Annotated in this window: 26 protein-coding genes; 13 read left to right on the top strand and 13 right to left on the bottom strand. The window is 72.2% G+C overall.

The window, feature by feature from the left end:
- The first annotated feature begins 66 nt into the window (after positions 1 to 66).
- The 3 genes from I4Q55_RS03685 to I4Q55_RS03695 are packed head-to-tail and all read left to right on the top strand — an operon-like array spanning position 67 to position 2,618.
- The gene (locus I4Q55_RS03685; RefSeq protein WP_206784583.1) at positions 67 to 1,368 is read left to right on the top strand and encodes a nicotinate phosphoribosyltransferase; all 1,302 of its coding nucleotides are present in this window, start codon (positions 67 to 69) and stop codon (positions 1,366 to 1,368) included.
- Between the two features lie 30 nt (positions 1,369 to 1,398).
- Positions 1,399 to 1,977 (top strand): isochorismatase family protein, encoded by a 579-nt coding sequence (locus tag I4Q55_RS03690; RefSeq protein WP_206784584.1) that lies wholly within the window; start codon positions 1,399 to 1,401, stop codon positions 1,975 to 1,977.
- Positions 1,974 to 2,618 carry a bifunctional 4-hydroxy-2-oxoglutarate aldolase/2-dehydro-3-deoxy-phosphogluconate aldolase gene (locus I4Q55_RS03695; RefSeq protein WP_206784585.1) on the top strand — a complete coding sequence of 215 codons (645 nt, stop codon included), beginning with the start codon at positions 1,974 to 1,976 and terminating at the stop codon, positions 2,616 to 2,618. Before I4Q55_RS03690 ends, I4Q55_RS03695 begins: the two co-directional genes overlap by 4 nt.
- Before the next feature lie 97 nt (positions 2,619 to 2,715).
- On the opposite strand, the gene I4Q55_RS03700 is transcribed toward I4Q55_RS03695, so the two are convergent.
- A complete protein-coding gene (locus I4Q55_RS03700) occupies positions 2,716 to 3,333 on the bottom strand; it encodes a choice-of-anchor P family protein (protein ID WP_206785005.1) in 618 nt (205 codons plus the stop codon).
- Positions 3,334 to 3,543: 210 nt separating this feature from the next.
- On the opposite strand from I4Q55_RS03700, the gene I4Q55_RS03705 reads away from it, so the two are divergent.
- The 3 genes from I4Q55_RS03705 (at position 3,544) to I4Q55_RS03715 (ending at position 6,717) form a co-directional block, all read left to right on the top strand.
- Positions 3,544 to 4,131 (top strand): biotin transporter BioY, encoded by a 588-nt coding sequence (locus I4Q55_RS03705; RefSeq protein WP_206784586.1) that lies wholly within the window; start codon positions 3,544 to 3,546, stop codon positions 4,129 to 4,131.
- A gap of 137 nt (positions 4,132 to 4,268) precedes the next feature.
- Positions 4,269 to 6,317, top strand: a complete 2,049-nt coding sequence (locus I4Q55_RS03710; protein WP_206784587.1) for an ATP-dependent DNA helicase — start codon at positions 4,269 to 4,271, stop codon at positions 6,315 to 6,317.
- A 58-nt stretch (positions 6,318 to 6,375) separates the two neighbouring features.
- On the top strand, positions 6,376 to 6,717 hold the full coding sequence (locus I4Q55_RS03715; protein ID WP_086864223.1) for a hypothetical protein: 342 nt from the start codon (positions 6,376 to 6,378) through the stop codon (positions 6,715 to 6,717).
- Here I4Q55_RS03715 and I4Q55_RS03720 read toward each other — a convergent pair.
- From I4Q55_RS03720 to ctaD, 4 genes are all read right to left on the bottom strand, one after another.
- Positions 6,714 to 7,118, bottom strand: a complete 405-nt coding sequence (locus I4Q55_RS03720) for an OsmC family protein (RefSeq protein WP_206784588.1) — start codon at positions 7,116 to 7,118, stop codon at positions 6,714 to 6,716. The two genes, I4Q55_RS03715 and I4Q55_RS03720, sit on opposite strands and share 4 nt — an antisense overlap.
- A 16-nt stretch (positions 7,119 to 7,134) precedes the next feature.
- Positions 7,135 to 7,914 (bottom strand): peptidyl-tRNA hydrolase, encoded by a 780-nt coding sequence (locus I4Q55_RS03725; RefSeq protein ID WP_206784589.1) that lies wholly within the window; start codon positions 7,912 to 7,914, stop codon positions 7,135 to 7,137.
- Positions 7,911 to 9,140 (bottom strand): phosphoserine phosphatase SerB, encoded by a 1,230-nt coding sequence (serB, locus tag I4Q55_RS03730; protein WP_206784590.1) that lies wholly within the window; start codon positions 9,138 to 9,140, stop codon positions 7,911 to 7,913. Before serB ends, I4Q55_RS03725 begins: the two co-directional genes overlap by 4 nt.
- A 118-nt stretch (positions 9,141 to 9,258) precedes the next feature.
- The gene (gene ctaD, locus I4Q55_RS03735) at positions 9,259 to 11,046 is read right to left on the bottom strand and encodes a cytochrome c oxidase subunit I (RefSeq protein ID WP_206784591.1); all 1,788 of its coding nucleotides are present in this window, start codon (positions 11,044 to 11,046) and stop codon (positions 9,259 to 9,261) included.
- 135 nt (positions 11,047 to 11,181) lie between these two features.
- Between ctaD and I4Q55_RS03740 the strand changes: the two genes are divergently transcribed.
- On the top strand, positions 11,182 to 11,994 hold the full coding sequence (locus I4Q55_RS03740; RefSeq protein WP_206784592.1) for a phosphotransferase family protein: 813 nt from the start codon (positions 11,182 to 11,184) through the stop codon (positions 11,992 to 11,994).
- Here I4Q55_RS03740 and I4Q55_RS03745 read toward each other — a convergent pair.
- Positions 11,982 to 12,743, bottom strand: a complete 762-nt coding sequence (locus I4Q55_RS03745) for an alpha/beta fold hydrolase (protein WP_206784593.1) — start codon at positions 12,741 to 12,743, stop codon at positions 11,982 to 11,984. The genes I4Q55_RS03740 and I4Q55_RS03745 overlap by 13 nt on opposite strands.
- On the opposite strand from I4Q55_RS03745, the gene I4Q55_RS03750 reads away from it, so the two are divergent.
- On the top strand, positions 12,742 to 13,281 hold the full coding sequence (locus I4Q55_RS03750; protein WP_206784594.1) for a GNAT family N-acetyltransferase: 540 nt from the start codon (positions 12,742 to 12,744) through the stop codon (positions 13,279 to 13,281). The genes I4Q55_RS03745 and I4Q55_RS03750 overlap by 2 nt on opposite strands.
- A gap of 36 nt (positions 13,282 to 13,317) precedes the next feature.
- On the opposite strand, the gene I4Q55_RS03755 is transcribed toward I4Q55_RS03750, so the two are convergent.
- The 3 genes from I4Q55_RS03755 to I4Q55_RS03765 all read right to left on the bottom strand — a co-directional run bounded on the left by I4Q55_RS03755 (position 13,318) and on the right by I4Q55_RS03765 (position 16,159).
- Positions 13,318 to 13,623 carry a hypothetical protein gene (locus I4Q55_RS03755; protein ID WP_206784595.1) on the bottom strand — a complete coding sequence of 102 codons (306 nt, stop codon included), beginning with the start codon at positions 13,621 to 13,623 and terminating at the stop codon, positions 13,318 to 13,320.
- Positions 13,624 to 13,811: 188 nt separating this feature from the next.
- Positions 13,812 to 14,912, bottom strand: a complete 1,101-nt coding sequence (locus I4Q55_RS03760) for an NAD/NADP-dependent octopine/nopaline dehydrogenase family protein (protein WP_206784596.1) — start codon at positions 14,910 to 14,912, stop codon at positions 13,812 to 13,814.
- A 122-nt stretch (positions 14,913 to 15,034) separates the two neighbouring features.
- The gene (locus I4Q55_RS03765) at positions 15,035 to 16,159 is read right to left on the bottom strand and encodes an alkaline phosphatase family protein (RefSeq protein ID WP_206784597.1); all 1,125 of its coding nucleotides are present in this window, start codon (positions 16,157 to 16,159) and stop codon (positions 15,035 to 15,037) included.
- A 45-nt stretch (positions 16,160 to 16,204) separates the two neighbouring features.
- Between I4Q55_RS03765 and I4Q55_RS03770 the strand changes: the two genes are divergently transcribed.
- Positions 16,205 to 16,414, top strand: a complete 210-nt coding sequence (locus I4Q55_RS03770) for a zinc ribbon domain-containing protein (RefSeq protein WP_206784598.1) — start codon at positions 16,205 to 16,207, stop codon at positions 16,412 to 16,414.
- On the opposite strand, the gene I4Q55_RS03775 is transcribed toward I4Q55_RS03770, so the two are convergent.
- Positions 16,411 to 17,529, bottom strand: a complete 1,119-nt coding sequence (locus tag I4Q55_RS03775; protein ID WP_206784599.1) for a PLP-dependent aspartate aminotransferase family protein — start codon at positions 17,527 to 17,529, stop codon at positions 16,411 to 16,413. The two genes, I4Q55_RS03770 and I4Q55_RS03775, sit on opposite strands and share 4 nt — an antisense overlap.
- Before the next feature lie 58 nt (positions 17,530 to 17,587).
- On the opposite strand from I4Q55_RS03775, the gene I4Q55_RS03780 reads away from it, so the two are divergent.
- On the top strand, positions 17,588 to 18,064 hold the full coding sequence (locus tag I4Q55_RS03780; protein ID WP_086840754.1) for an Lrp/AsnC family transcriptional regulator: 477 nt from the start codon (positions 17,588 to 17,590) through the stop codon (positions 18,062 to 18,064).
- 2 nt (positions 18,065 to 18,066) lie between these two features.
- Here the strand turns inward: I4Q55_RS03780 and I4Q55_RS03785 are convergent, their stop codons facing one another.
- Together I4Q55_RS03785 and I4Q55_RS03790 are read right to left on the bottom strand one after the other, a co-directional pair.
- Positions 18,067 to 18,591 carry an adenylate kinase gene (locus I4Q55_RS03785; protein WP_206784600.1) on the bottom strand — a complete coding sequence of 175 codons (525 nt, stop codon included), beginning with the start codon at positions 18,589 to 18,591 and terminating at the stop codon, positions 18,067 to 18,069.
- The gene (locus I4Q55_RS03790) at positions 18,575 to 19,039 is read right to left on the bottom strand and encodes an Lrp/AsnC family transcriptional regulator (protein WP_206784601.1); all 465 of its coding nucleotides are present in this window, start codon (positions 19,037 to 19,039) and stop codon (positions 18,575 to 18,577) included. Before I4Q55_RS03790 ends, I4Q55_RS03785 begins: the two co-directional genes overlap by 17 nt.
- A 93-nt stretch (positions 19,040 to 19,132) precedes the next feature.
- On the opposite strand from I4Q55_RS03790, the gene I4Q55_RS03795 reads away from it, so the two are divergent.
- From I4Q55_RS03795 to tsaA, 3 genes are read left to right on the top strand one after another with little or no spacing between them, the layout of a single operon-like run.
- The gene (locus tag I4Q55_RS03795; RefSeq protein ID WP_206784602.1) at positions 19,133 to 19,972 is read left to right on the top strand and encodes an LLM class flavin-dependent oxidoreductase; all 840 of its coding nucleotides are present in this window, start codon (positions 19,133 to 19,135) and stop codon (positions 19,970 to 19,972) included.
- Positions 19,969 to 20,397, top strand: coding sequence for a nucleoside deaminase (locus I4Q55_RS03800; protein ID WP_206784603.1), 429 nt, complete (start codon positions 19,969 to 19,971; stop codon positions 20,395 to 20,397). The genes I4Q55_RS03795 and I4Q55_RS03800 overlap by 4 nt, the downstream gene beginning before the upstream one ends.
- Positions 20,394 to 20,804, top strand: coding sequence for a tRNA (N6-threonylcarbamoyladenosine(37)-N6)-methyltransferase TrmO (gene tsaA / locus I4Q55_RS03805; RefSeq protein ID WP_307793101.1), 411 nt, complete (start codon positions 20,394 to 20,396; stop codon positions 20,802 to 20,804). The genes I4Q55_RS03800 and tsaA overlap by 4 nt, the downstream gene beginning before the upstream one ends.
- On the opposite strand, the gene I4Q55_RS03810 is transcribed toward tsaA, so the two are convergent.
- The gene (locus I4Q55_RS03810; RefSeq protein ID WP_206784604.1) at positions 20,805 to 22,571 is read right to left on the bottom strand and encodes a 3-hydroxyacyl-CoA dehydrogenase family protein; all 1,767 of its coding nucleotides are present in this window, start codon (positions 22,569 to 22,571) and stop codon (positions 20,805 to 20,807) included.
- Positions 22,572 to 22,608: the final 37 nt, after the last annotated feature.

The raw sequence follows: 22,608 nt of genomic DNA on the forward strand, positions 1-22,608 counted from the left end.
TGGTGTCACGGGGGTGACGGGGTACGCCGCGCCAGGTCCGGCCATGTGGGTGAATAGGCTTACCCCATGGGTTCACCGGAGCCGGTCACGGCCAGCACTGCGCTGCTCACCGACCACTACGAGCTGACCATGCTGGGCAGCGCGCTCGCCGACGGGACGGCGGAGCGGCCCTGCGTATTCGAAGTTTTCGCCAGGAGGCTGCCGGACGGGCGGCGCTACGGCGTCGTCGCGGGCACCGCCCGTGTCCTCGACGCGATCGCGGACTTCCGCTTCACCGACGCCGAACTGGCGCAGCTGGAGGCCACCGCGGTCGTCGACGACGCGACGCTCGCCTGGCTCGCGGACTACGAGTTCTCCGGTGACATCGACGGCTACGCCGAGGGCGAGTTGTACTTCCCCGGCTCGCCGATCCTCACCGTCACCGGCTCGTTCGGCGAGTGCGTGCTGCTGGAGACGCTGGTGCTGTCGATCCTCAACCACGACAGCGCCGTCGCGTCGGCGGCGGCCCGGATGTCCGGCGCCGCGCACGGCCGCCCGATCATCGAGATGGGCGGCCGCCGCACGCACGAGTACGCCGCGGTCGCGGCCGCGCGCGCCGCCTACCTGGCCGGCTTCGCGACGACGTCCAACCTGGAAGCCGGCCGCCGCTACGGCATCCCGACGCGCGGCACCGTCGCGCACGCCTTCATGTTGCTGCACGACAGCGAGGAAGCGGCCTTCCGCGCCCAGGTGGACAAGATGGGCGCGGACACGACGCTGCTGGTCGACACCTACGACATCACCGCGGGCATCGAGACGGCGGTCCGCGTCGCCGGGCCCGAGCTCGGCGCGATCCGGATCGACTCCGGCGACGTCGGCCCGCTCGCCCGCCGCGCCCGCGAGCAGCTGGACTCCCTCGGCGCCAAGGACACCCGGATCGTGGTCTCCGGCGACCTCGACGAGCACGCCATCGCGGCGCTGCGCGCGGAGCCGGTGGACGCGTACGGCGTCGGCACCTCGGTCGTGACCGGTTCCGGCGCGCCGACCGCCGGCATGGTCTACAAGCTGGTCGAGGTGGACGGCAAGCCGGTCGCGAAGCGCAGTGCGCACAAGGAGTCCCGCGGCGGCCGCAAGTCCGCGCTGCGGCGCCACCGCGGCACCGGCACGGCGGTCGAGGAGGTCGTCTGGGCGACCTCGGGTGCCGCGCCGGAGCCGGAGGCGAACGACCGGCCGCTGCAGATCCCGCTGATCCGCGCTGGCCGCCCGGAGCCCGGCCTGCCTACGCTCGACGACGCCAGGCAGCGGCTGCGCCGCGGCCTGGTCAGCCTGCCGTGGGAGGGCCTCAAGCTCTCGCACGGCGAGCCCGCTATTCCGACGCTGTTCTTGTAAACGCCGCTGTCTCTGAACGGAGTTCGACCGATGGGTACCGCGCTGATCGTGGTGGACGTGCAGAACGACTTCTGCGAAGGGGGTTCGCTCGGCCTGCCGGGCGGGGCCGCCGCGGCCGCCGCCATCTCGAAGCAGGCCGCCGAAGGCGGGTACAGCCACGTCGTGGCCACCCGGGACAACCACATCGACCCCGGTGACCACTTCAGCGAGACGCCGGACTTCAAGGACAGCTGGCCGGTGCACTGCGTGGCCGGCACGGCGGGCGCGTCGTTCCACGCCGCGCTCGACGTCGTCCCGATCGGCGAGGTGTTCTCCAAGGGCGAGTACACCGCCGCGTACTCCGGCTTCGAGGGCGCGGCCCGCGACGGGAAGTCCCTGGAAGCCTGGCTGCGCGAGCACGACGTGACCGACGTCGACGTCGTCGGCATCGCGACGGACTTCTGCGTCCGCGCGACGGCGCTCGACGCGAAGAAGGCCGGCTTCGGCGTGCGGGTGCTGCTGGACCTGACCGTCGGCGGCTCACAGCCCACCGTGGACGCGACGCTGAGGGACTTCGACGAGGCGGGCGTCGCGTACACCGGCACCGCTCCCGTGCCGCCGGCCGCGTGAAGGACCTGCGGGCGGCACTGGCCGAACACCGGCTCGTCGCGATCCTGCGGGCCGGCGACGCGTCACGGTTCGCCGACGCCGCGATGGTGCTGCACGCGGCGGGCGTCCGCCTGCTCGAAGCGACGCTGACCACGCCGGGCGCGCCCGCGGCCATCACGGCGCTGCGCCTGGCGCTGGGCGAAGACGCGCTGATCGGCGCCGGCAGCGTCCGCGAACCGTCCGATGTGGACATCGCGGTGGACGCCGGCGCCGCGTACCTGATCACGCCGACGGTCAACCCGGCGGTCCTCGACCGCGCCGCGGCCCTGGACACGCCGGTGATCTGCGGCGCGCTGACGCCGACGGAGATCGACCAGGCCTGGCGGCTCGGCGCGGCCGCGGTGAAGGTGTTCCCGGTCGCGGCGGTGGGCGGGATCGCGTACCTGCGCGCGGTGCGGGCGCCGCTGCCGGACGTCCCGCTGGTGCCGACCGGCGGCGTCCACCTGGCCGACGTCGAGGGCTACCTGCGCGCGGGCGCGATCGCGGTCGCCGCGGCGACACCGCTGCTGGGCGACGCGCTGTCGTCCGGCGGCAGCCTGCCGGACCTGGCCACGCGGGCGGGCGAGTTCGTCGCCGCGACCGCCCGCTTCGCCACCTCCTGACCACCCGGCTCAAGCGCCCCAATGTGGCCTTGGTTGCGTTGAACGCACCCAAGGTGGCCTTCGGTGCGGTCAACGCACCGAAGGCCACCTTGGGGCGCTACTTCTTGCCGAACGGGTCGCAGGCGGCCGTGCCCAGGTAGATGTCCCCGCTCGCCGGGCCGCCCTGCGGGAACAGCTTGATGTGCGCCGCGTGCGTCACCAGGCTGCCGTCCGGCGGCTGGGGCGTCACGGTCTCGTTGAGCACGACCGTCGCCAGCGCGGTGCCGGCGGCGCCGCCGGGGATGACGATCCGGTAGTTCGGCGGGATCTCCGCCGGCACGGCGATGCCCTCGACCGCGCCGATCGCCACCTCGCCGAGGCTGCCGGTGGCCGTCGTCGCGCACTTCGCCGAGTACGTGCGCACCGTGATCATCGGACCGCCGTAGCGCTGCAGCACGGTCGCCCGGAAGCGGCGCCCGGACGCCTGGGCGATCGACACCGCACCGGACCGGCCGCAGCCGGTGTCGCCCGCCCCGAACGCGGCGATGTCGCCCGTGGCGCCCCCCTGCGTCCAGCCCTTGTACGGCCCGTCGACAGTGCATTTCGCCAGCTCACCGGTGACGATGTGCTCGTTGTCGATCGTCACGTCCACCGAGCCGGACGACGCCCATCCGGTGGACGTCACCGGGGCCGCCGCGCCGAGGAGCGGGACGGCCAGCGCCGTCACGGTCAGCAACCGATATGTCCTCTTCCTGGCGTTCCGCATGCTCCGGCCTCCTCGGTCCCGTGACAGATCGCAGCTGTGCTCTTCGTCATCGGCCGGTCCGGCGCCCACCCTGATCGGGTCCACCCGGACGAGTGGCCGGTGAGGAACGCAACTAGGGGGCGCCACGGGACGGTAACGAGCGTTAACCTCGGGCGTCGCCTGTTCACCTCGGGAGGTTTCGTGTCTTCGCTGTCCTTCGCCGGCAAGCGGCCCGTGCTGGCCGACCTGGTGCCCGGCTCGCTCGTGCGGGACATCGCGCTGGTCGCCGGCGGTGCCGTGCTCACCGGCGCCGCCGCGCAGCTGACGATCCCGGTGCCGGGCAGCCCGGTGCCGATGACCGGCCAGACGTTCGCCGCGCTGCTCGTCGGCGCGTCGCTCGGCATGTCGCGCGGTGCCGCCTCGATGCTGGTGTACCTGCTGGTCGGCGCGGTGGGTGTGCCGTGGTTCCAGCACGGCACCTCGGGCCTGTCCGGCGCGAGCGCCGGCTACATCGTCGGCTTCGTTTTCGCCGGCGCCCTGGTCGGCGCGCTCGCCGGCCGCGGCGGCGACCGGACGCCGGTGCGCACCGCGGGCACGATGGTGCTCGGCAACCTGGTGATCTACGCGTTCGGTGTGCCGTGGCTGATGGCGTCGACCGGGTTCGACCTGCCGACCGCGTTCGCCAAGGGCGTCACGCCGTTCCTGATCGGGGACGCGATCAAGATCGTCGTGGCCGCCGGCCTGCTGCCGCTGACCTGGAAGCTGGTCTCCGGCCGCAACCAGGACTGACGCTCGCCGAAGGGGGCTTGCCCGCGCTCGCGGGTGGGCCCCCTTCGCCGTGCCCGCCCCCGGTGCCGGGGCGACGCGAGTGGCCCGTTCGCGACGGAGCACCGATCTCTGTCGGTGGTGGCGGCTAATGTGTCGCTGTGCCCGCCCGAACCGATTTCCCCGGCGTCCTCGAACTCCTCACCCACGCGGTGGAGTCCGTCGGCGGTGCCGAACGTCCAGGGCAGGTCCAGATGGCCGACGCCGTCGGCCGCGCCATCCGCACCGGTGAGCACCTGGCCGTGCAGGCCGGCACCGGCACCGGCAAGTCACTGGCCTACCTCGTGCCCGCGATCCGCCACGCCGTCGAGAAGGAAGCGACGGTGGTGGTCTCCACGGCCACGATCGCGCTGCAGCGCCAGCTCGTCGACCGCGACCTCCCGCGCCTGGCGAAGGCGCTGAAGAAGCCGCTGGGCCGCGAACCGACCTTCGCCATCCTGAAGGGCCGGCGCAACTACATGTGCCTGCACCGGCTGGATTCCGGCGCGCCGGACGAGCCGGAGGACGCGCAGCTGTTCGACCCGTTCGCGGTGTCCCGGCTGGGCAAGGAGGTCACGCGGCTGCGGGAGTGGGCGTCGGACACCGAAACCGGCGACCGCGACGAACTCGTCCCCGGCGTCACCGACCAGGCCTGGCGTCAGGTTTCGGTCACGGCGAAGGAATGTCTCGGCGCTTCGCGCTGTCCGATCGGCACGGACTGCTTCGCCGAGAAGGCCCGCGCCGAGGCCGGCCGGGCCGACGTCATCGTCACCAACCACGCGCTGCTGGCCATCGACGCCTTGCAGGGCTACCAGGTCCTGCCGGATCACGACGTGGTGATCATCGACGAGGCCCACGACCTGGTCGAACGGGTCACCTCGGTCGCCACCGGCGAGCTGACCAGCGCGATGTGCGCGTCGGCCGCGCGCCGCTGCGGCAAGCTCATCGACGCCGACGTCGCCGACCGCCTGCTGGAGGCGGGTGACGGGCTGGCGCTGATCGTCGACGACCTGCCCGCGGGCCGGCTCGACGAGCTGCCGCGGCCGCTGAAGGGCGCGATCCCGGCGGTCCGCGACGCCGCGCACGCGTGCATCACGGCGCTGGGCAGCGACCGCAAGGAGGACGTCGAGGGCGCCACCGCGCGCAAGCTGGCGCGCTCGCTGCTCGACGAGGTCCACGACACCGCGGTCCGGCTGCTGGAGGCGTTCGACGACGACCAGGCGCACCAGCGTGACGTCGTCTGGCTCTCCGGCGACAAGTACGCGTCGAACCCGCGGCCGCCGGCGCTGAAGGTGGCTCCGCTGGGCGTGGCCGGCCTGCTGCGCGAGCGGGTGTTCAACCAGCACACGACGATCCTGACGTCGGCAACGCTGACGTTGGGCGGCACGTTCGACACCATGGCGCGCCAGTGGGGCCTCCCGCCCGGCGCGGCCCGCGTGGAGCAGGCACCCGGCGCCGCGACGGAGAAGGAAGCGCCGTCGGACGACTCGGGCCCGAAGTGGACCGGCCTCGACGTCGGCTCGCCGTTCGACCACCGGCGCAACGGCATCCTGTACCTGGCCAAGCACCTGCCGCCACCGGGCCGCGACGGCCTCACTCCGTCCACAATGGACGAACTGGCCGAGCTGATCGAGGCCGCCGGCGGGCGCACGCTCGGGCTGTTCTCCTCGATGCGGGCGGCCAAGCAGGCCACCGAGGAGATGCGCGAGCGGCTGGACTTCCCGATCCTGTGCCAGGGCGACGACGCGACGTCCCTGCTGGTCCAGAAGTTCTCCGAAGACGTCCGCACGTGCCTGTTCGGCACGCTTTCGCTCTGGCAGGGCGTGGACGTGCCCGGGCCGTCGCTGCAGCTCGTGGTGGTCGACCGGATCCCGTTCCCGCGCCCGGACGACCCGGTGTCCTCGGCGCGGCAGCGCGCGGTGGAAGCCCGTGGCGGCAACGGGTTCCTCACCGTGGCGGCCACGCACGCGGCGCTGCTGCTGGCGCAGGGCACCGGGCGGCTGCACCGCGCGGTCAGCGACCGCGGGGTGGTGGCGGTGCTGGATTCGCGGCTGGCGAACGCCCGGTATGGCGGGTTCCTGCGGGCGTCGCTGCCGCCGTTCTGGCCGACAATGGACCCGAAGGTGGTGCGGGACGCACTGCGCCGGCTGGACGCAGCCGCGCCCGCGTGACGCGCGCAGGCGCCGCGCCCGGTACGGTGAAGCCACCGAAGCAACAAGGGAGCACCGGTTGACCCAGGATTCGTCCAGCGCCCAGTCCCGGACCGTCAGCGTCGACGACACCGGAGTGCGGCGGCGGCTCGCGGACGGCAGCGAAGAAGCCGTCACGTGGGCCGGCCTGTCGTCGGTGATGGTGCGGGTCATCCCCGACGGCCCGTGGAACGAAGACGTCTTCTTCATGCTCGTGGGCACCGACGGCAAGGGCACCGCGGTCCCCAGCGGCGACCCGGCGGCCGACGCGCTCATCGAGCGGCTGCAGGCCCTGCCGGGCTTCGACAACGAGAAGTTCATCGAAGCCATGACGACCGACGCCGACCAGGCCTACGTCGTCTGGGAATCCAGCCAGAACTAGGCCCGCGGGAAGGTTTCCGTCACCGGGATCCCCTTCTTGAGGGTGCGGCTCACCGTGCAGAGCCGCTCGATCGCGCGGTCCACGGCGCCGGCCAGCGCGGCCCGCTGATCCGCCGCCAATGCCGACACGTCGACGTCGAAAGCGACGTGCACGGCGTCCAGCTCCGAAGCACCCTCGCGCCGATCGGCGTCGACGGTCACGCGGAACTTCGCGTCTTCGCCGATCCGCCGCGTGATCAGCTCTTCGGCGGTCACCGCGTTGCAGCCCGCCACCGCGATCTGCAGCAGTTCGGCGGGCGAGAACGCCCCTTCGGCGCCCTTGCGGCCCACCAGCACCTCGGCGCCGCGTTCGTTGCGCCCGACGAACGCGTGCTCGCCCGTGCGTTCCACTTCCAGTGTCATGCCCGCTCCAACCGGGTCAGGAGGCGCCTTGTTCCGGCGCCCACTGGGCGAGCACCGTGATCGTGCCCGGGTCGACCTCGGTGAACCCGGCGTCCCGCACGGCGATGACGCGGTCACGCCGCCACGCGCCCTCCGGGTCGTCGCCGGGGTGCAGTTCCTTCCACTGCACGGGGGTGGCCGTGCGCGCGGCCACCCGGTAGCCCCGAGCGGCCCAGGCGGCCCGCTCGGCGTCCCCCAGCAACGCGGCGAGGATCATCGTCGCGTGGCCGACCTGGGCGGCGCCCTTACCGACGGTCATCGGCACGTGCGGGTTGAGCAGCAGCAACGGGACGCCGTCCGGGCGCGGGCCCGGCTCGTCCGGCGGCAGTTCGCTGCCGGAGATCTGCAGCCGCGCGACTTCCTTGGGCGTCTCGGTCACCAGGCCCGGGACGAGGGCCCGCGCCTCGGCGCCGTCGACCTCGACGGTGACGCCCGGCAGGTCCTGGACGGCCGCCCAGTGCGCGCCCCCCGCCCGCCGCGCGACCTTCCGGATCCGGTTGTCGAGCCACGCGTGCATCGGCTCTGCCCACTCGCCGCCGGGCCGCGAACGCTCGTCGAGGCACACCGCCAGCGCCGCCGCGGCCGCCGCCTCCAGCAACGGCGTGCGGCCCGGCGGCTCGGCCCGTTCGATGCGGAGGATCACCGGCATCGCCCGGACTTCCTCCGGGAGCTCGTCGGAGGTGTCCGAAGTGTCTTCGGCCGGCAGCCCCAGCCAAAAGGCGTAGCGGGCGCCCAGGGGGTCGAGAACGCTGCTCACGGACGCATCAGCTCGAGCCCGTCGGCGGCGTCGGCCGCTTCGACCTCGCCGCGGGTGAGGCCGAGCACGAACAGCACGGCGTCGAGGTACGGGTGCGACAGCGCGGTGTCGGCCACCTCGCGCAGCGCGGGCTTGGCGTTGAACGCGACGCCCATGCCCGCGGCCGAAAGCATGTCGATGTCGTTGGCGCCATCGCCGACGGCGACGCACTGCTCGAGCGGGATGTCATACTCGGCGGCGAAGCGGCGAAGCACCTTCGCTTTGCCCGCGCGGTCGACGACGTCACCGACGACCTTCCCGGTGAGCTTGCCGTCCTCGATCTCGAGCTCGTTCGCCACCGCGAAATCGAGCCCGAGCTCTTCCGCCAGGCCCGCGATGACCTGCGTGAAGCCGCCCGAAACAACACCGGTGCGGAAACCCATCCGTTTGAGCGTCCGGACCGTGGTGCGGGCGCCCGGCGTCAGCTCGATCGACGCGGCGACCTGCTCGATCGCCGTCGCCGGCAGGCCGGCCAGCAGCGCGACCCGCCGTTCCAGCGACTCGGTGAAGTTCAGTTCGCCGCGCATGGCCGCCTCGGTGATCTCGCGGATCTCCGGCTCGACGCCGGCGTGCGCGCCCAGCATCTCGATGACCTCGCCCTGGATCAGGGTCGAGTCCACGTCGAACACGACGAGCCGCTTCGCCCGGCGCATGATGCCCGCGCGCTCCACGGCGATGTCGATGCCCGCCTCGACGGCGGCGTCGGCGAGCTGGGAACGCAGCGCGGCGTCGGCTTCGGGGGTGTCCTCGTCGACCGAGACGTACAGCTCGAGCCCGGTCACGGGGTAGTCGGCGACGCTGCGGATCGCGTCGATGTTGGCGCCGAGGGAGGCCAGCCGGCGCGCGACCTCGGAGAAGCCCCGCGCGGTGACCGGGCGACCCAGGATGACCAGCACGTGCGAGGAGTCGCGGCGGCCGAGCGCGAACGGGTCGTCGCCGATCGCGCTGCCGATCTTCACGTCGACCTCCATGCCGACGGAGGCCATCGCCTGCTCGACCGACTCCTGCAGGCCCTCCGGGTCGCGGTAGACCCCGGCGAGCACGCCGAGCACGAGCTGCCCGCGGATGACGACCTGCTCGACGTCGAGCACGTCGACGTCGTGCCGGGTCAGTACGGCGAACAGCACGGACGAGACACCCGGCTTGTCGGGACCGGTCGTCGTGATCAGGACGGGAGTCTGGGTCACTGGTCATCCCTCGTTCGGCAACGCTGCACGATCAGTCTGCCGGTCCGGGCTAGGACATAAGTAGAGCGCGTGCCCGGCTTCACATCAGCCGGGCACGCGCTCACTCGATCAGGTGCTGCTACTTCTCGCCTTGCTCGCTCGCGTTGTCCTTGGAGTGGTCTCCCGGGATCACCGCTTCGGTGAGCAGCTGCGACGGCGCCGCGTGGCTGTTGACCTTCTGCTTCCCGAAGAAGCCGATCTCGCCTTCCTTGTGGATGCGCTCGATCATGTGCGGGTAGTGCAGCTCGAACGCGGGCCGCTCGGAGCGGATCCGGGGCAGCTCGGTGAAGTTGTGCCGCGGCGGCGGGCAGGACGTCGCCCACTCGAGCGAGTTGCCGTAGCCCCACGGGTCGTCCACCGTGACGATCTCGCCGTACCGGTAGCTCTTGAAGACGTTCCAGATGAACGGCAGCGTCGAGGCGCCGAGGATGTACGCGCCGATCGTGGAGATCGTGTTCAGCGTGGTGAAGCCGTCGGTGGTCAGGTAGTCCGCGTACCGGCGCGGCATGCCCTCGGCGCCCAGCCAGTGCTGGACGAGGAACGTGCCGTGGAAGCCGATGAACGTGGTCCAGAAGTGCCACTTGCCGAGCTTCTCGTCCATCATCCGGCCGGTGATCTTCGGGAACCAGAAGTAGATGCCGGCGAAGGTGGCGAACACGATCGTGCCGTAGAGCACGTAGTGGAAGTGCGCGACGACGAAGTAGCTGTCCGACACGTGGAAGTCGATGGCCGGCGCGGCCAGCAGGATGCCGGTCAGGCCGCCGAAGAGGAACGTGACGATGAAGCCCATCGAGAAGATCATCGGCGTCTCGAAGGACAGCTGGCCTTTCCACATCGTGCCGATCCAGTTGAAGAACTTGATGCCGGTCGGGACGGCGATCAGGAACGTCATGAAGGAGAAGAACGGCAGCAGCACGGCGCCGGTGGCGTACATGTGGTGCGCCCACACCGCGACCGACAGCGCCGCGATCGCCAGCGTCGCCCAGACCAGGCTCTTGTAGCCGAACAGCGGCTTGCGGCTGAACACCGGGAAGATCTCCGACACGATGCCGAAGAACGGCAGCGCGACGATGTACACCTCGGGATGGCCGAAGAACCAGAACAGGTGCTGCCAGAGGATCACGCCGCCGTTTTCGGGGTCGAACACGTGCGCCCCGAGGTGCCGGTCCGCCAGCAGGCCGAACAGCGCCGCGGTCAGGATCGGGAAGGCGAGCAGGACCAGGATGCTCGTGACCAGGATGTTCCAGGTGAAGATCGGCATCCGGTACATCGTCATGCCCGGCGCGCGCAGGCAGACCACGGTGGTGATCATGTTGACCGCGCCGAGGATGGTGCCGAGACCACCGATGATGAGACCGGAGATCCAGAGGTCGGCGCCGACGCCCGGCGAGTGGATGGCGTCCGACAGCGGGGTGTAGGCGAACCAGCCGAAGTCGGCGGCGCCACCCGGGGTCAGGAAGCCGGACATCACGATCAGGCCGCCGAAGAGGTACAGCCAGTACGAGAACGCGTTCAGCCGCGGGAAGGCGACGTCCGGCGAGCCGATCTGCAGCGGCAGGACGAAGTTCGCGAAGCCGAAGAGGATCGGGGTCGCGTACAGCAGCAGCATCACCGTGCCGTGCATGGTGAACAGCTGGTTGTACTGCTCCTGCGAAAGGAACTGCTGCCCGGGCCGCGCCAGTTCGGTGCGGATCAGCATGGCCATCGCGCCGCCCGCCATGAAGAAGGCGAACGACGTGACCAGGTACATGATCCCGATCTGCTTGTGGTCCGTCGTGCGGAACAACCGCAGCAGGTACGAACCCTTGACCGACTCGCGCGCGGGGTACGGGCGCGTCGCGATCGGCTTGGGGGCTACGGCCGTCACTCCTGCCTCCAACACTGAAACCTTGTGGTGGTCATCGTCGCGCCACCGGGGGCCGGGAAGACCCGATCCGGCGGCTTAGGGGGATCGTAGCCCTCGCTACCGACAGTCGCGCGCACCGGCTGGCAAGATCGGGGCGTGGCCGACGACTACACCCGCGCGGCGGTGCGCGCGGCCCTCACCGTGACCGCCCGGCTGGGCCTGCCCGCCCACGAGCCCGAAGTGCTCCACGAACGGTCGAACGTGCTGGTGAGGCTGGGTCCGCTGGTCGCCAGGGTGCCGGCGACGATCCGCCTGGCGCGGACCGGACCGGCGTGGCAGGAGCGGGACGTGGCGGTGTCGGAGTTCCTCACCGAACGTGGTGTGCTCGTCGTCTCACCCACCACGGATCCCCCGGCCGGACCCCATTTCGCCGAAGGGCTCCCGGTCACGCTCTGGCACCACACCCCGCACGACCCGGACCACCGGTACGCCCCGGAGGTCGTCGCGCGGTCCCTCGCCGAGGTGCACGCGGCACTGCGGGAGTACCCCGGCGAGCTACCCCGGCGCGGCCCGCTGGACGACCTCGGCCGCGTCTTCGACCGCCACGACCTGGACCCGCGGTTGCGCGTGGAGGCCGCCCGCCTCGCCGCGACGCTGCCGGAGACCGCCGCGCAGCCGCTGCACGGCGACGCCCACCCCGGGAACCTGATCGCCACGCCCGCCGGTCCCTGCTGGCTGGACTTCGAGGACACCTGGCGCGGACCGCTCGCCTGGGACCTGAGCATCCTCGCCCGGCAGGGCGGTCCGGAGTTCCTGGCCGCCTACCCGGGCGAAGTGGACGAAGAGGCACTTCGCGTGTGTACGCGGTTACGCGAGCTGTACTCGGTTGTGTGGCAGTTCGTCATCGCCATCCGGTTCCCGCACCGGCTTCCCGGAGCGCGCTCGGCGCTCGCCGCCTACTTCTCGTGAGTCGCCGGGTACCAGGAGAGGATCGCCTCGACGACGTCGGCGGGAGCTTCGAGCGGGGTCAGGTGCCCGGCTTCCGGCAGCACGACGAGCGTCGCGCCGGCCATGACCTCGACGATCTCGCTCGCCGCCGCCACCGGGGTGATCGGGTCTTCTTCGCCCACGATGACCAGCGCCGGGACGCCGGAGTCCCGCAGCAGGCCGAGCGAGTCGGGCCGGGTACGCAGCGCCAGTGCGGTCCAGGAGACCCCGGCGGGCGGCTGGGACTCGATGATCTCCCGGACCGTCTCGACCAGCTCGGGACGCTGTTCGCGGGTCGACGCGGCCAGCAGGTTGGGCAGGTTCGCCTCGGCGAGCCAGGTTTTGGTGCCTTCGCTCTCGACGCGGGCCGCGACGTCCAGCCGCGTCTGCGCGGCCTCGGCCGTGTCGGGCGTGGCCTTGGTGTCGACGAGCACGAGCCCGCCGACCCGCTCCGGGGCGAGCCGCAGCACGGCCATGGCGAGGTAGCCGCCCATCGAGCAGCCGCCGAGCACGACGCGGTCGAGGTCCAGCCGGTCGAGCAGCGCGACGACGTCCCGCGCGGCGTCCTCGAGGCTCGGCTCGCGATCGGACTCCGGCAGCGGCGAGCGGCCGAGCCCGCGCTGGTCCGGGGTGATCACCCGAAGGTGTGAAGCGAGGGGCTCGCGCACCGCGTTCCACATGCGGGAATCCAGGGGAAAGGCGTGGAGGAGGACCAGCGGCAGTTCGGTCATGCGCCTCATTTTGTCGGACCCCCTCGCTAGCTTCGCCGATGTGTTCACTGACATCGAAACCGGCCGGCTCCTGCTGCGTCCGCTCCACGAGGCGGACCGGCAGGCGATGGTCGACATCCACACCGACCCGCGGACCAACCGCTTCCACCCGGATCCGCCCGACGTCCCACGCGCGTCGGCGATGTTCTCCGGCTGGCTGGCGCACTGGGCCGAGCACGGGTTCGGCTACCCCGCGGTGCTCGAGCGCGGCGGCACCGAGGTGCTCGGGATGTGCGGCGTGCGGCTGCGCGAGTTCCACGGCGAGAAGGTGCTCAACCTCGGCTACCGGTTCCGGCCGTCCGCGTGGGGCAAGGGCTACGCGGTCGAGGCGGGGCGGGCGGTGCTGGAGTGGTGCGCCCGCGAGCTGCCGTCGGTACCGGTGCTGGCGAGCGTGAGCATCGCGAACAAGCCGTCGCTCAAGGTGGCCGAGCGCCTCGGTTTCACCGAGTACACGGAGGAGATGTACGAGGGCGCGATGTCACGGCACTACCGGCGCTGACGCGCCGGGCCGATGTTTGACAACTCCAGAGCGAAGTCACCAGCGCCGGCTCGGCCGCCGCCGGGCCCGGGCGTCCCAGCAGGCGCGGTGCCAGTGCCGCCGGTCGGCGACCGACCCGGTCTCGTCGGCGGGCCAGACCACGAGGTGCGGCGTCCCCGGCCGGATCTCGTGGTCGCACCCGGGACAGCGGTAGACCTTGGTGGCCTGGCTCCCGGGCACGGTCCGCACGAGCCAGTCCCCGTCCGCCCCGGACTCGGCCCGCGCCCACCCGGTGGCGGCACCGAGGTCACGCTCGGGCGGCCCACCGTCCGAGCGGCGGCCGGGACGGTTGCGTCGTGGCACACCCAACGGTAACCGCCACCCCACCAACGACCCCTCCAGGTACGCAACCCGACCCGCCAGGCCCCCGACCCGACCCCCCAATCACGCGTGTCGCCCCTCCAATCACACGTGATGCCCCTCTGATCACACGTGATGCCCCCTCAATCACGCGAGATGCCCGGCCGATCACCCGTGATGCCAGCCGGAGCTCAGGCGGCCCGGTCCGTCACCCGGTCTCCGGCCCCCAGCCGGTGCACGATCGCGTCGTAGCCGAGGCCGTCCCAGCCGAGCCGGTGGAGGGTGCGGCCGGTGCGGCGGAAGTCCTCGCCACCGAGCACGGACATGATCGTGATCGCGGCGTCGACCATGGGCGTGGCGACGCCGGCGCACCGCGCGAGTGCTTGCAGCGGCACCAGCGTGGAGCGGATGTCCTCGGTGAGAAAGCGGTGGTCGAGGCTGGTCGGCGCGGCGATTGTCCGGTACGGCTTCACGGTCCGCAACGCGTCGAGCAGCGTCGTGGCCGGGCAGCCGTAGTAGCGGTCGAGGACCTCGGTCATGGGCAGCAGCCGGGCGCCGTAGGCGCGCGCGACGGCGGCGAACTCGGCTTCGGTGCGTTCGAGCAGGGCGATCGTCCGCGCCGAGACGCCTTCGACGTAGAACAGCAGCTCCTCCGCCCGGTCGATGGTGCCGAGGTTGGCCAGCGCGATCGGCACGTGCGCGACCGCGCCGAAGTCGTGCAGGCCACGTTCCACCGGGTTGCGCGCGACCTCCAGCATCGGGAACCACTCGCGCAGCAGCCCGGCGCGCCGGGCGACGGCGGCCGCGCTGCTGCCGGAGATCAGGTTCCAGCCCTTGACGCCGAGCACGGTGACGCCGTCGGTCCCGGACGGCCGAGCGGCGAAGAGCGCGTCGGTCTCCACGACGTCGACGTCCGGCGCGCCGGCGGCGGCGAGCGCGTGGGCGAACTCGACGCTCCCGCAGAGCTTGCTGGAGAACAGCACCACGACCTGCTCCGGGCGCAGGTGCGGCGCGAGCCGGGCGGCGACCTCCGGGTAGGCGGTGGTCACGGTGGCCACCAGGACGACGGCCTGCCCGGCCAGCCCGGCCGGGTCCGCGGTCACCTCCCGGAGCGGGAACCGCCCGTCGAGCACCCCGCGCGCGACGATCTCCCGGCGGCGCGCGATCTCCCCCACCGCCTCGAGATCCCGCGTGTACAGGTGTACTGGCAGTCCCCGCGCGGCGAGGTGCGCGGCCACGGCCCGTCCCTCACCACCCGCCCCGACGACCCCGATCCCGTCCAGCACGCTCATTCCGCCCACTCCCGTCAGTCCGGTACGCAGTGGACTTGTCGGCACCGGCGCGGGGAAAGTTCCCGCGAGAGCACGTTCCCGGAAACGGGCCGCCCGAGCCGGCCCGCGTGTGCCGGCTACGCCTACCCCTGGGCCAGCGCCAGCGGCACCAGCTGTTCGGCCGTGGTGAGCGAGCCGTGCTGGCCGATCAGCGACGACTCCACGGCCTCCGCGAGCCCCCGCACCATCCCGAACCGGTCGCGGGCCGCGGCGACGACGTCGCCGATACGCGGCAGCACCCGGTCGCTGACCGTGTGCCCGAACCAGCCCTCGGCGACGGCCTCCTCGCGCGAACGCACCCAGGCCCGCTCGCCGAGCACCTCCCGCCAGGCCGCGAGGACGTCCGCGGCCGCGCCCGGCTCGGTGTAGACGTGCCGGGCCCGGACCTCGCCCCCGAAGGTCCGGACGCCGGCCAGCAGCTCGGGCGCGTCCTCCAGGTCGAGCTTGTCGTCGACGGCCACCATGCCGTGGTCGGCCACCACCGCCAGCAGCGCGCCGGGCGGCAGACCGTCCACAAGGGACTCGATGAGCCGGTCGATCTGCCGCAGCTGCATCCGCCACGCCGTCGAACCGGGGCCGTAGACGTGCCCGAGCAGGTCGAGTTCGCTGTGGTAGGCGTAGCAGAACGCGCGCCCGTCGAGCACCGACAACGTCCGCGCGGCGAGGTCGCCCAGCGCGTGCACCCCGGCGTAACGCGCCCCGTTCTGGGTGGCCAGGGTCAGCGCCGTGTCGCGGAACTGGGCGGAAGACACCACGGCGGCGTCGATGCCCGCCGCGGCGGCTCGCTCGAACGTCGTCGGCAGGGGCTGCACCTCGCGGGGCGGAAGCGCGCCCCGGAGGTCGGAGCCGTCCTCGTGGCTGCACCAGCGCAACGCGTTGAGGACGCCCGTGCCGGGCATCTCGAAGGTGTAGCCGACCATCCCGTGCTCGCCCGACGCGAGCCCGGTGCCGATCGCGGCCACGCCGGCGGCCGTCGTCGACGGGAAGCCCACGCGCAGCGACTCGCGGGCGAGCTCGGTCAGCACCGGGGCGTCCGCGGCGTGCTCGGCGAGCAGCTCCCAGCCGAGCCCGTCGACCAGCAGCACGCCGGCACTCCGCGCCTCCGGCAACGCCAGCGCGTTCCCGCAGCCGGGCACCCCGAGCGCCGCGAGCAGGGACGGGACGACCTGGCCGAGGTGCGGGACGTCGGCGAGCGAAGGCGGCTGCACGCGCCCAGCTTCCCATCCCCGGGCGCTCCCGGCGATAATCGCGGCATGCCGACCTACGCCTACCGCTGCCGCGAGTGCACCGAGACGTTCGAGCTCCTGCGCCCGATGAGCGAATCCGGCGCACCGGCGACCTGCCCGGAGGGGCACGCCGACACCGTCAAGCTGCTCACCACGGTCGCCCTCACCGGGGCCGCGAGCGGTCCCGCGGCCCCGGCCGGCGGCGGTGGCTGCTGTGGTGGCGGCTGCTGCGGCTAGAGCGCCTTCAGCGCCTGGTCCAGGTCGGCCCAGAGATCCTCGACGTCCTCGAGGCCGACGGACATCCGGACCAGCTGGTCGGACACCCCGGCGCCGTGGCGGTCGCCCTCGTCGACGATCCGGTGGCTGATCGAACCCGGGTGCTGGATGAGCGTGTCGACACTGCCCAGGCTGACGGCCGGCGTGATCAGCCGGACCGCCTTGATCAGGGCGTGCGGGTCGCCGTCGACCTCGAACGCCACCAGCGGCCCGCCGATCCGCGGGTAGTGGACGGCGGTCACGGCCGGGTGCTCGCCGAGCCGGGAAGCCAGCTCCGCGGCGGTCGCGGAGGCGGCGTTGACGCGCAGCGGCAGCGTGGAAAGCCCGCGCAGCAACAGGTAGCCGGCGAGCGGGTGCAGCACGCCGCCGGTGGCGAAGCGGATCTGCCGCAGCCGGGCAGCTTCCTCCGCGTCGCACGCGACGATCCCGCCCATCACGTCGCCGTGGCCGCCGAGGAACTTCGTCGCGCTGTGCAGCACGATCCGGGCGCCGTGGCGGCCCGGGCGCTGGAGCACCGGGGTCGCGAACGTGTTGTCCACCAGGAGGGGCACGTCTCCGCAAGCCAGGGCCAGCGCGGCGATGTCGGCCTCGGCCAGGGTCGGGTTCGCCGGCGTCTCGACGAACACCAGCCCGGTGTCCGGCCGCAGCGCGGCGGCGACCGCGTCGGGTGCGGCCCAGGTGACCTCGGTACCGAGCAGCCCGGACTCCAGCAGGTGGTCGCTGCAGCCGTAGAGCGGGCGCACCGCGACGACGTGCCGTTTCCCTTGCGCCACCGCGGAAAGCAGGCAGGCCGAGACGGCGGCCATCCCGCTGGCGAACGCGACGCCGTGGTCGAAGCCTTCGAGCTCGGCGAGCGCCCGCTCGAACCGTTCGACGGTCGGGTTGCCCACCCGGCCGTAGATCGGCGGGCCGTCGAGCTCGGCGCCGGCGGCGAAGGCGTCGATCCGGGCGGCTTCGGCGGCGCTGTCGCGGGACGGGTACGTCGTGGACAGGTCGAGCGGAGCGGCGTGCACGCCGAGGTCCGTGAGATCGTCACGGCCGGCGTGGACGGCTCGCGTGCGCAGCGAGGAAGTCATGGCACCATGGTCGAGCTTTTCCCGGGCTTGGAGCAACAGTCTCGGATATCATTCGGCGATGTCCGCTTCCGTCGAACTGAGTCCGGTTGATCTCGAGATCCTGCGCCTTTTGCAGAACGATGCCCGGATCACCAACAAGGACCTGGCGGCCGCGGTCGGCATCGCGCCGTCGACGTGCCTGGACCGGGTCGCCCGGTTGCGGGACACCGGCGTGATCACCGGCCAGCACGCCTCGGTCGACGCGGCGAAGCTCGGACGGCCGCTGGAGGCGTTCCTGTTCGTCCAGGTCCGCCCGCACCGGCGGCCGCTGGTCGACCCGTTCATCGAGCACCTGCTGTCCCTGCCGGAGGTGCGCGCGGTCTACCACCTGACCGGGCCGGACGACTTCCTCGCGCACGTCGCCACCAGCTCCGCCGGGGAGCTGCAGCGGCTGGTCCTCGACGAGCTCACCGCGCGGGACGAGGTCGCCCGCGTCCACACGAACCTCGTCTTCCAGCACTGGAGCGGCGGCCCGCTGCTGCCACCGGGAGCCTGACCTCAGAACGTCTCGAGCCAGCGGCGGGTCTCGCGCGGGGAGGTCAGCCGGACGACGGCCGGGCCGGGCGGCTGCGCGGCCCACGCCCGGATGCGGTCCCGCTTGCGCGCGAACGAGGTGAAGTGCCAGCGGATGATCGAGTCGGCGGAGAACACCTGCCGGAACGACTCGACGTTGCCGTTGCAGACCCGCCGCCGGGTCACCGTCCGCACGAACGTCCGGCGCACCAGGCGGCCCAGCGAAAGCCAGCGCGGGTAGTCGAGGCCCACGATCAGCTGGGTGCGGGGCAGGACGATGTCCTGCCACTTGCTGTAGACGGCGTCGAGGACCCAGCGCTCCTCCGCGCACACCTCGGCGACCCGGCGGCGCTGCTCCTCGTCGGGGGTACCGACCCAGCCCGGCTGCCAGCCGATGTCGTCCGCGGCGTGGTAGGGCAGGCCGGTCCGCGCGGCGATCCGCGCGGCGAGCGTCGACTTGCCCGAGCCGGTCACGCCGACGACGACGATGCGGTCAGGCCTCGAGGTCACGGGCGGGCTCCCGCGGTCCGCGGTATGGCAGGGTCTGGGTGTAGACGATGTTCGTCGTCGTGCTGCCGAACTGGGCCAGCTCGTCCGCCGTGCGCTCGAGGTGCGCCATGGAGGCGGCGGCGATCTTGAGCACGTAGCAGTCGTCGCCGGTGGTGCGCAGGCATTCGAGGATCTCGGACCGCTCCTCGAGCAGCTTGTGCAACGGCTCGTGCCTGCTGCCGGGGTACTTGAGCCGGACCACCGCGAGCACCGGGTAGCCGACCTTGCCGAGGTCGACTTCCGCGCGGTAGCCGCCGATCACGCCGGCCGTCTCGAGCCGCCGGAGCCGTTCGGTCGCCGCGGACGCGCTGAGGTTCACCCTGCGGCCGAGCTCGGTGAGCGGGAGCCGGGCGTCGCGCTGGAGCTCGGCGAGGATGGCCCAGTCGGTCGGATCGAGACTCTCGGTCATTCGGCGAACATACCGTGGGATCCACGGCCGAAGGTGCCGAACGCCGTGATCGTTCCCTTCCGGATCCGGGCAAAACGTCGATAGCCTTTTCCGGTGAAGATCGGCGTGAACGTTCCCAATTTCGGGCCCGGCACCGACCCGGGCGTCCTGCGTGCCTGGGCGCAGACGGTGGAAGGTCTCGGCTACGACCTGCTGATGGTGTCCGACCACGTCGCCATCACGCCGGACGTCGCCGGGCAGTACCCGGCGCCGTTCTACGAGCCGTTCACGACGTTGTCGTGGCTGGCCGGGGTCACGCGGCGGGTGCGGCTGGGCACCACCGTGCTGGTGGTGCCGTACCGGCACCCGCTCCTGATCGCGCGGATGGCGGCGAACCTCGACGCCCTCAGCGGCGGCCGGCTCGTGCTCGGGGCCGGCATCGGCTGGGCGAAGCAGGAGTTCGCCGCGCTGGGCGTGCCGTTCGAGCAGCGCGGCAAGCTCACCACCGAGTACCTGCGCACGATCCGCGCCGCGTGGGCCGAGCGCGACGACTACCGCGCGGGCCCGATCCCGCTGTGGCTCGGCGGGCACAGCGACGCCGGGTTGCGCCGGGCGCTGGAGCTCGGCGACGCCTGGCACCCGCTGCGGCTGACGATGACCGGGTTCCGGGAAACGCTGGGGCGCCTGGAAAAGCTGGCGGGCGACCGGCCGGTGCCCGCCTTCGCGCCGCGGATCCTGCTGCGGATCACGGCGGCGCCGGTGACCGGGCCCGACCGGCGGGCCGGCGAGGGCACGCTCGAGCAGGTCCTCGACGACCTGGCGCAGTTGCGGGCGCTGGGGGCGGACACCGTGGTGCTGGACCCGTTCGACTCGGACCCGGCCGAAACGCTGCGCCCGGAGGTGGCGTGGCGGGATCTCGCGGCCGTGGCCGCATCCTGGAGGGAGAACCTGTGAAGGACACCGAAGAAGCCCTGCTGCGGCGGGCGATCGAGCTCGCCCGCGAGGCGCGCGAGGAACACGGCAACCCGCCGTTCGGCTCGCTGCTGGCCGACGCCGACGGGAAGATCCTGGCCGAGGACCGCAACACGTCGTTGACGGACAACGACATCACGGCTCACCCGGAGCTGAAGCTGGCCCGCTGGGCGGCACAGAACCTCGACCCGGAAGCAGCGGCGGCCACGACGATGTTCACCAGCACGCAGCCGTGCGGCATGTGCACCGGTGCGATCGAGCGGTCCGGGCTCGGCCGCGTCGTCTACGCGCTGTCGACGGAGCAGTTCCTCACGCTGCGCCCGCCGCTCACGGGGAGCACGCACAAGATGGAGGGCCCCGCGCTCTTCGACGAGGCCCGCGTGCCGGTCGAGGGCTATTACCGGTGACGGACTACCGGGTGCGCCCGGTGGCGCGCGTCGAGTCGCCCCTGACGGACCGCACGACGGCCCCGAAGCAGGGCGACGAGGGCGCGCCACCGGCCCGGGTGGTGTTCTCCCCCGAGTTCGCCCCGGCGGCGGCCGACCTCCGGCCGGGCGACCGCCTGGTGCTGCTGACGTGGCTGCACGAAGCCGACCGCGAAGTCCAGGCGGTCCACCCCCGCGGCGACCGCGACCGCCCGCGCACCGGGGTCTTCTCGACGCGCTCGCCGGACCGTCCGAACCCGATCGGCCTCCACACGGTCACGGTGACGGCAGCCGAAGGCGGCACGCTGACGGTCACCGGACTGGAAGCCATCGACGGCACCCCGGTGCTCGACGTGAAGCCGGTCCTCGGCGAGGTGGCCGAGCGCTGATCAGTAGTCCTTGAAGCCCTTCCCGGTCTTCCGGCCCAGCCGCCCCGCCGTCACGAGGTGCTCCAGCAGCGGCGCCGGCGCGAAGCCCTCCTCGCGGAACTCGTTGTACAGCGTCCGCTGGATGGCCAGCGACACGTCCAAGCCGACGACGTCCAGCAGTTCGAACGGGCCCATCGGCAGGCCGCAACCGACCTTCATGGCCGTGTCGATGTCGTCCGCGCCCGCGTAGTGGGCTTCGAGCATCTTCACCGCGTCGTTGAGGTACGGGAACAACAGCGCGTTGACGATGAAGCCCGCGCGGTCGCCGCAGTGCACCGCGTGGTTGCCCACCTCCTGGCAGACCGCGCTCGCCGTCGCCACCACGTCCGGCGCCGTCGCGATCGTCGACACCACCTCGACGAGCTTCATCACCGGGGCCGGGTTGAAGAAGTGGAGGCCGACCACGTCGGCCGGGCGGGACGTCGAGGCCGCGCACTCGATCACCGGCAGCGAAGACGTCGTCGTTGCCAGGACCGCGCCGGGGCGGACCACCTCGTCCAGCGCGGCGAACACCGCCTGCTTGACCGGCAGCTCCTCGGCCACCGCCTCGACGACCAGGTCGACGTCGGCCAATGCCTCGAAGTCGGTGACCGGGGTGATGCGGGCCAGCGCCGCCGCGGCGTCCTCTTCGGACAGTTTGCCCCTGACCACGGCCTTGTCGAGCGACTTCTTGACGCGAGCCACCGAAGCCTGCGCCTTCTCCAGGCTGCGGGCGCGCAGCACGACGTCGAGGCCGCGCTTGGCGAACACCTCCGCGATGCCGGTGGCCATCGTGCCCGTCCCGACCACGCCGACCCGCGCCACCGGCCGCGGCGGCACGGAATCCACTGTGGACACCACGTCGGACGGGACCACGTTGGGCGAGTCCGGGGCGTCGTAGGTGTAGAAGCCGCGGCCGGTCTTGCGACCCAGCAGGCCGGCCGTGATCATCTGCTTGAGCAGCGGCGCGGGCGCGTGCAGCCGGTTGCGGGACTGGTGGTACATCGTGTCGAGGATCTCGTTCGCGGTGTCCAGCCCGATCAGGTCGAGCAGCGCGAGCGGGCCCATCGGGTAGCCGCAGCCGAAGCGCATGGCCGCGTCCAGGTCCTCGCGCGTGGCGTAGCGCTGCTCGTACATCCGCACCGCGTGGTTGAGGTAGCCGAACAGCAACGCGTTGGCGATGAACCCGGCGCGGTCGCCGATCACCACCGGCACCTTGCCGAGCCGCTCGGCGAACTCGACGACTTCGGCGACCACATTCGGCTCGGTCACCACCGTCTTGACGATCTCGACGAGCTTCAGCACCGGGGCCGGGTTGAAGAAGTGCATGCCGACGACCTTGCCGGGGCGCGCGGTGTGCACGCCGATCTCGGTGATCGACAGCGACGACGTGTTGGACGCGAACACGACCTCGGGCCGGGTGATCTTGTCCAGCTCGGCGAAGACGTCGGCCTTCAGCTCGAAGCTCTCCGGGATCGCCTCGATCACGAAGTCCACTTCGGACAGATCCGACAGCGACGTGCTGTACCGGATCCGGCCCAGCAGCGCTTCGCGTCCGGGCGCGTCCAGCTTGCCGCCGGAAAGCGCCCGTTCGGTGGAGTGCTCGAGGTGGCCGCGGCCGCGCGCGACGCCGGCTTCGTCGAGCTCGACCGTGACGACGTCGAGCCCGCTGCGCGCGAGCACTTCGGCGATTCCGGCCCCCATGGTGCCCAGACCGACCACACCGACCGTCGAAATGTCCCGCGCCATCGAGGCCTCCAGAGATGTTACTCGCTGGTAATTGGCC

It is taken from the genome of Amycolatopsis sp. MtRt-6, from assembly GCF_017308975.1.
GTDB lineage: Bacteria > Actinomycetota > Actinomycetes > Mycobacteriales > Pseudonocardiaceae > Amycolatopsis.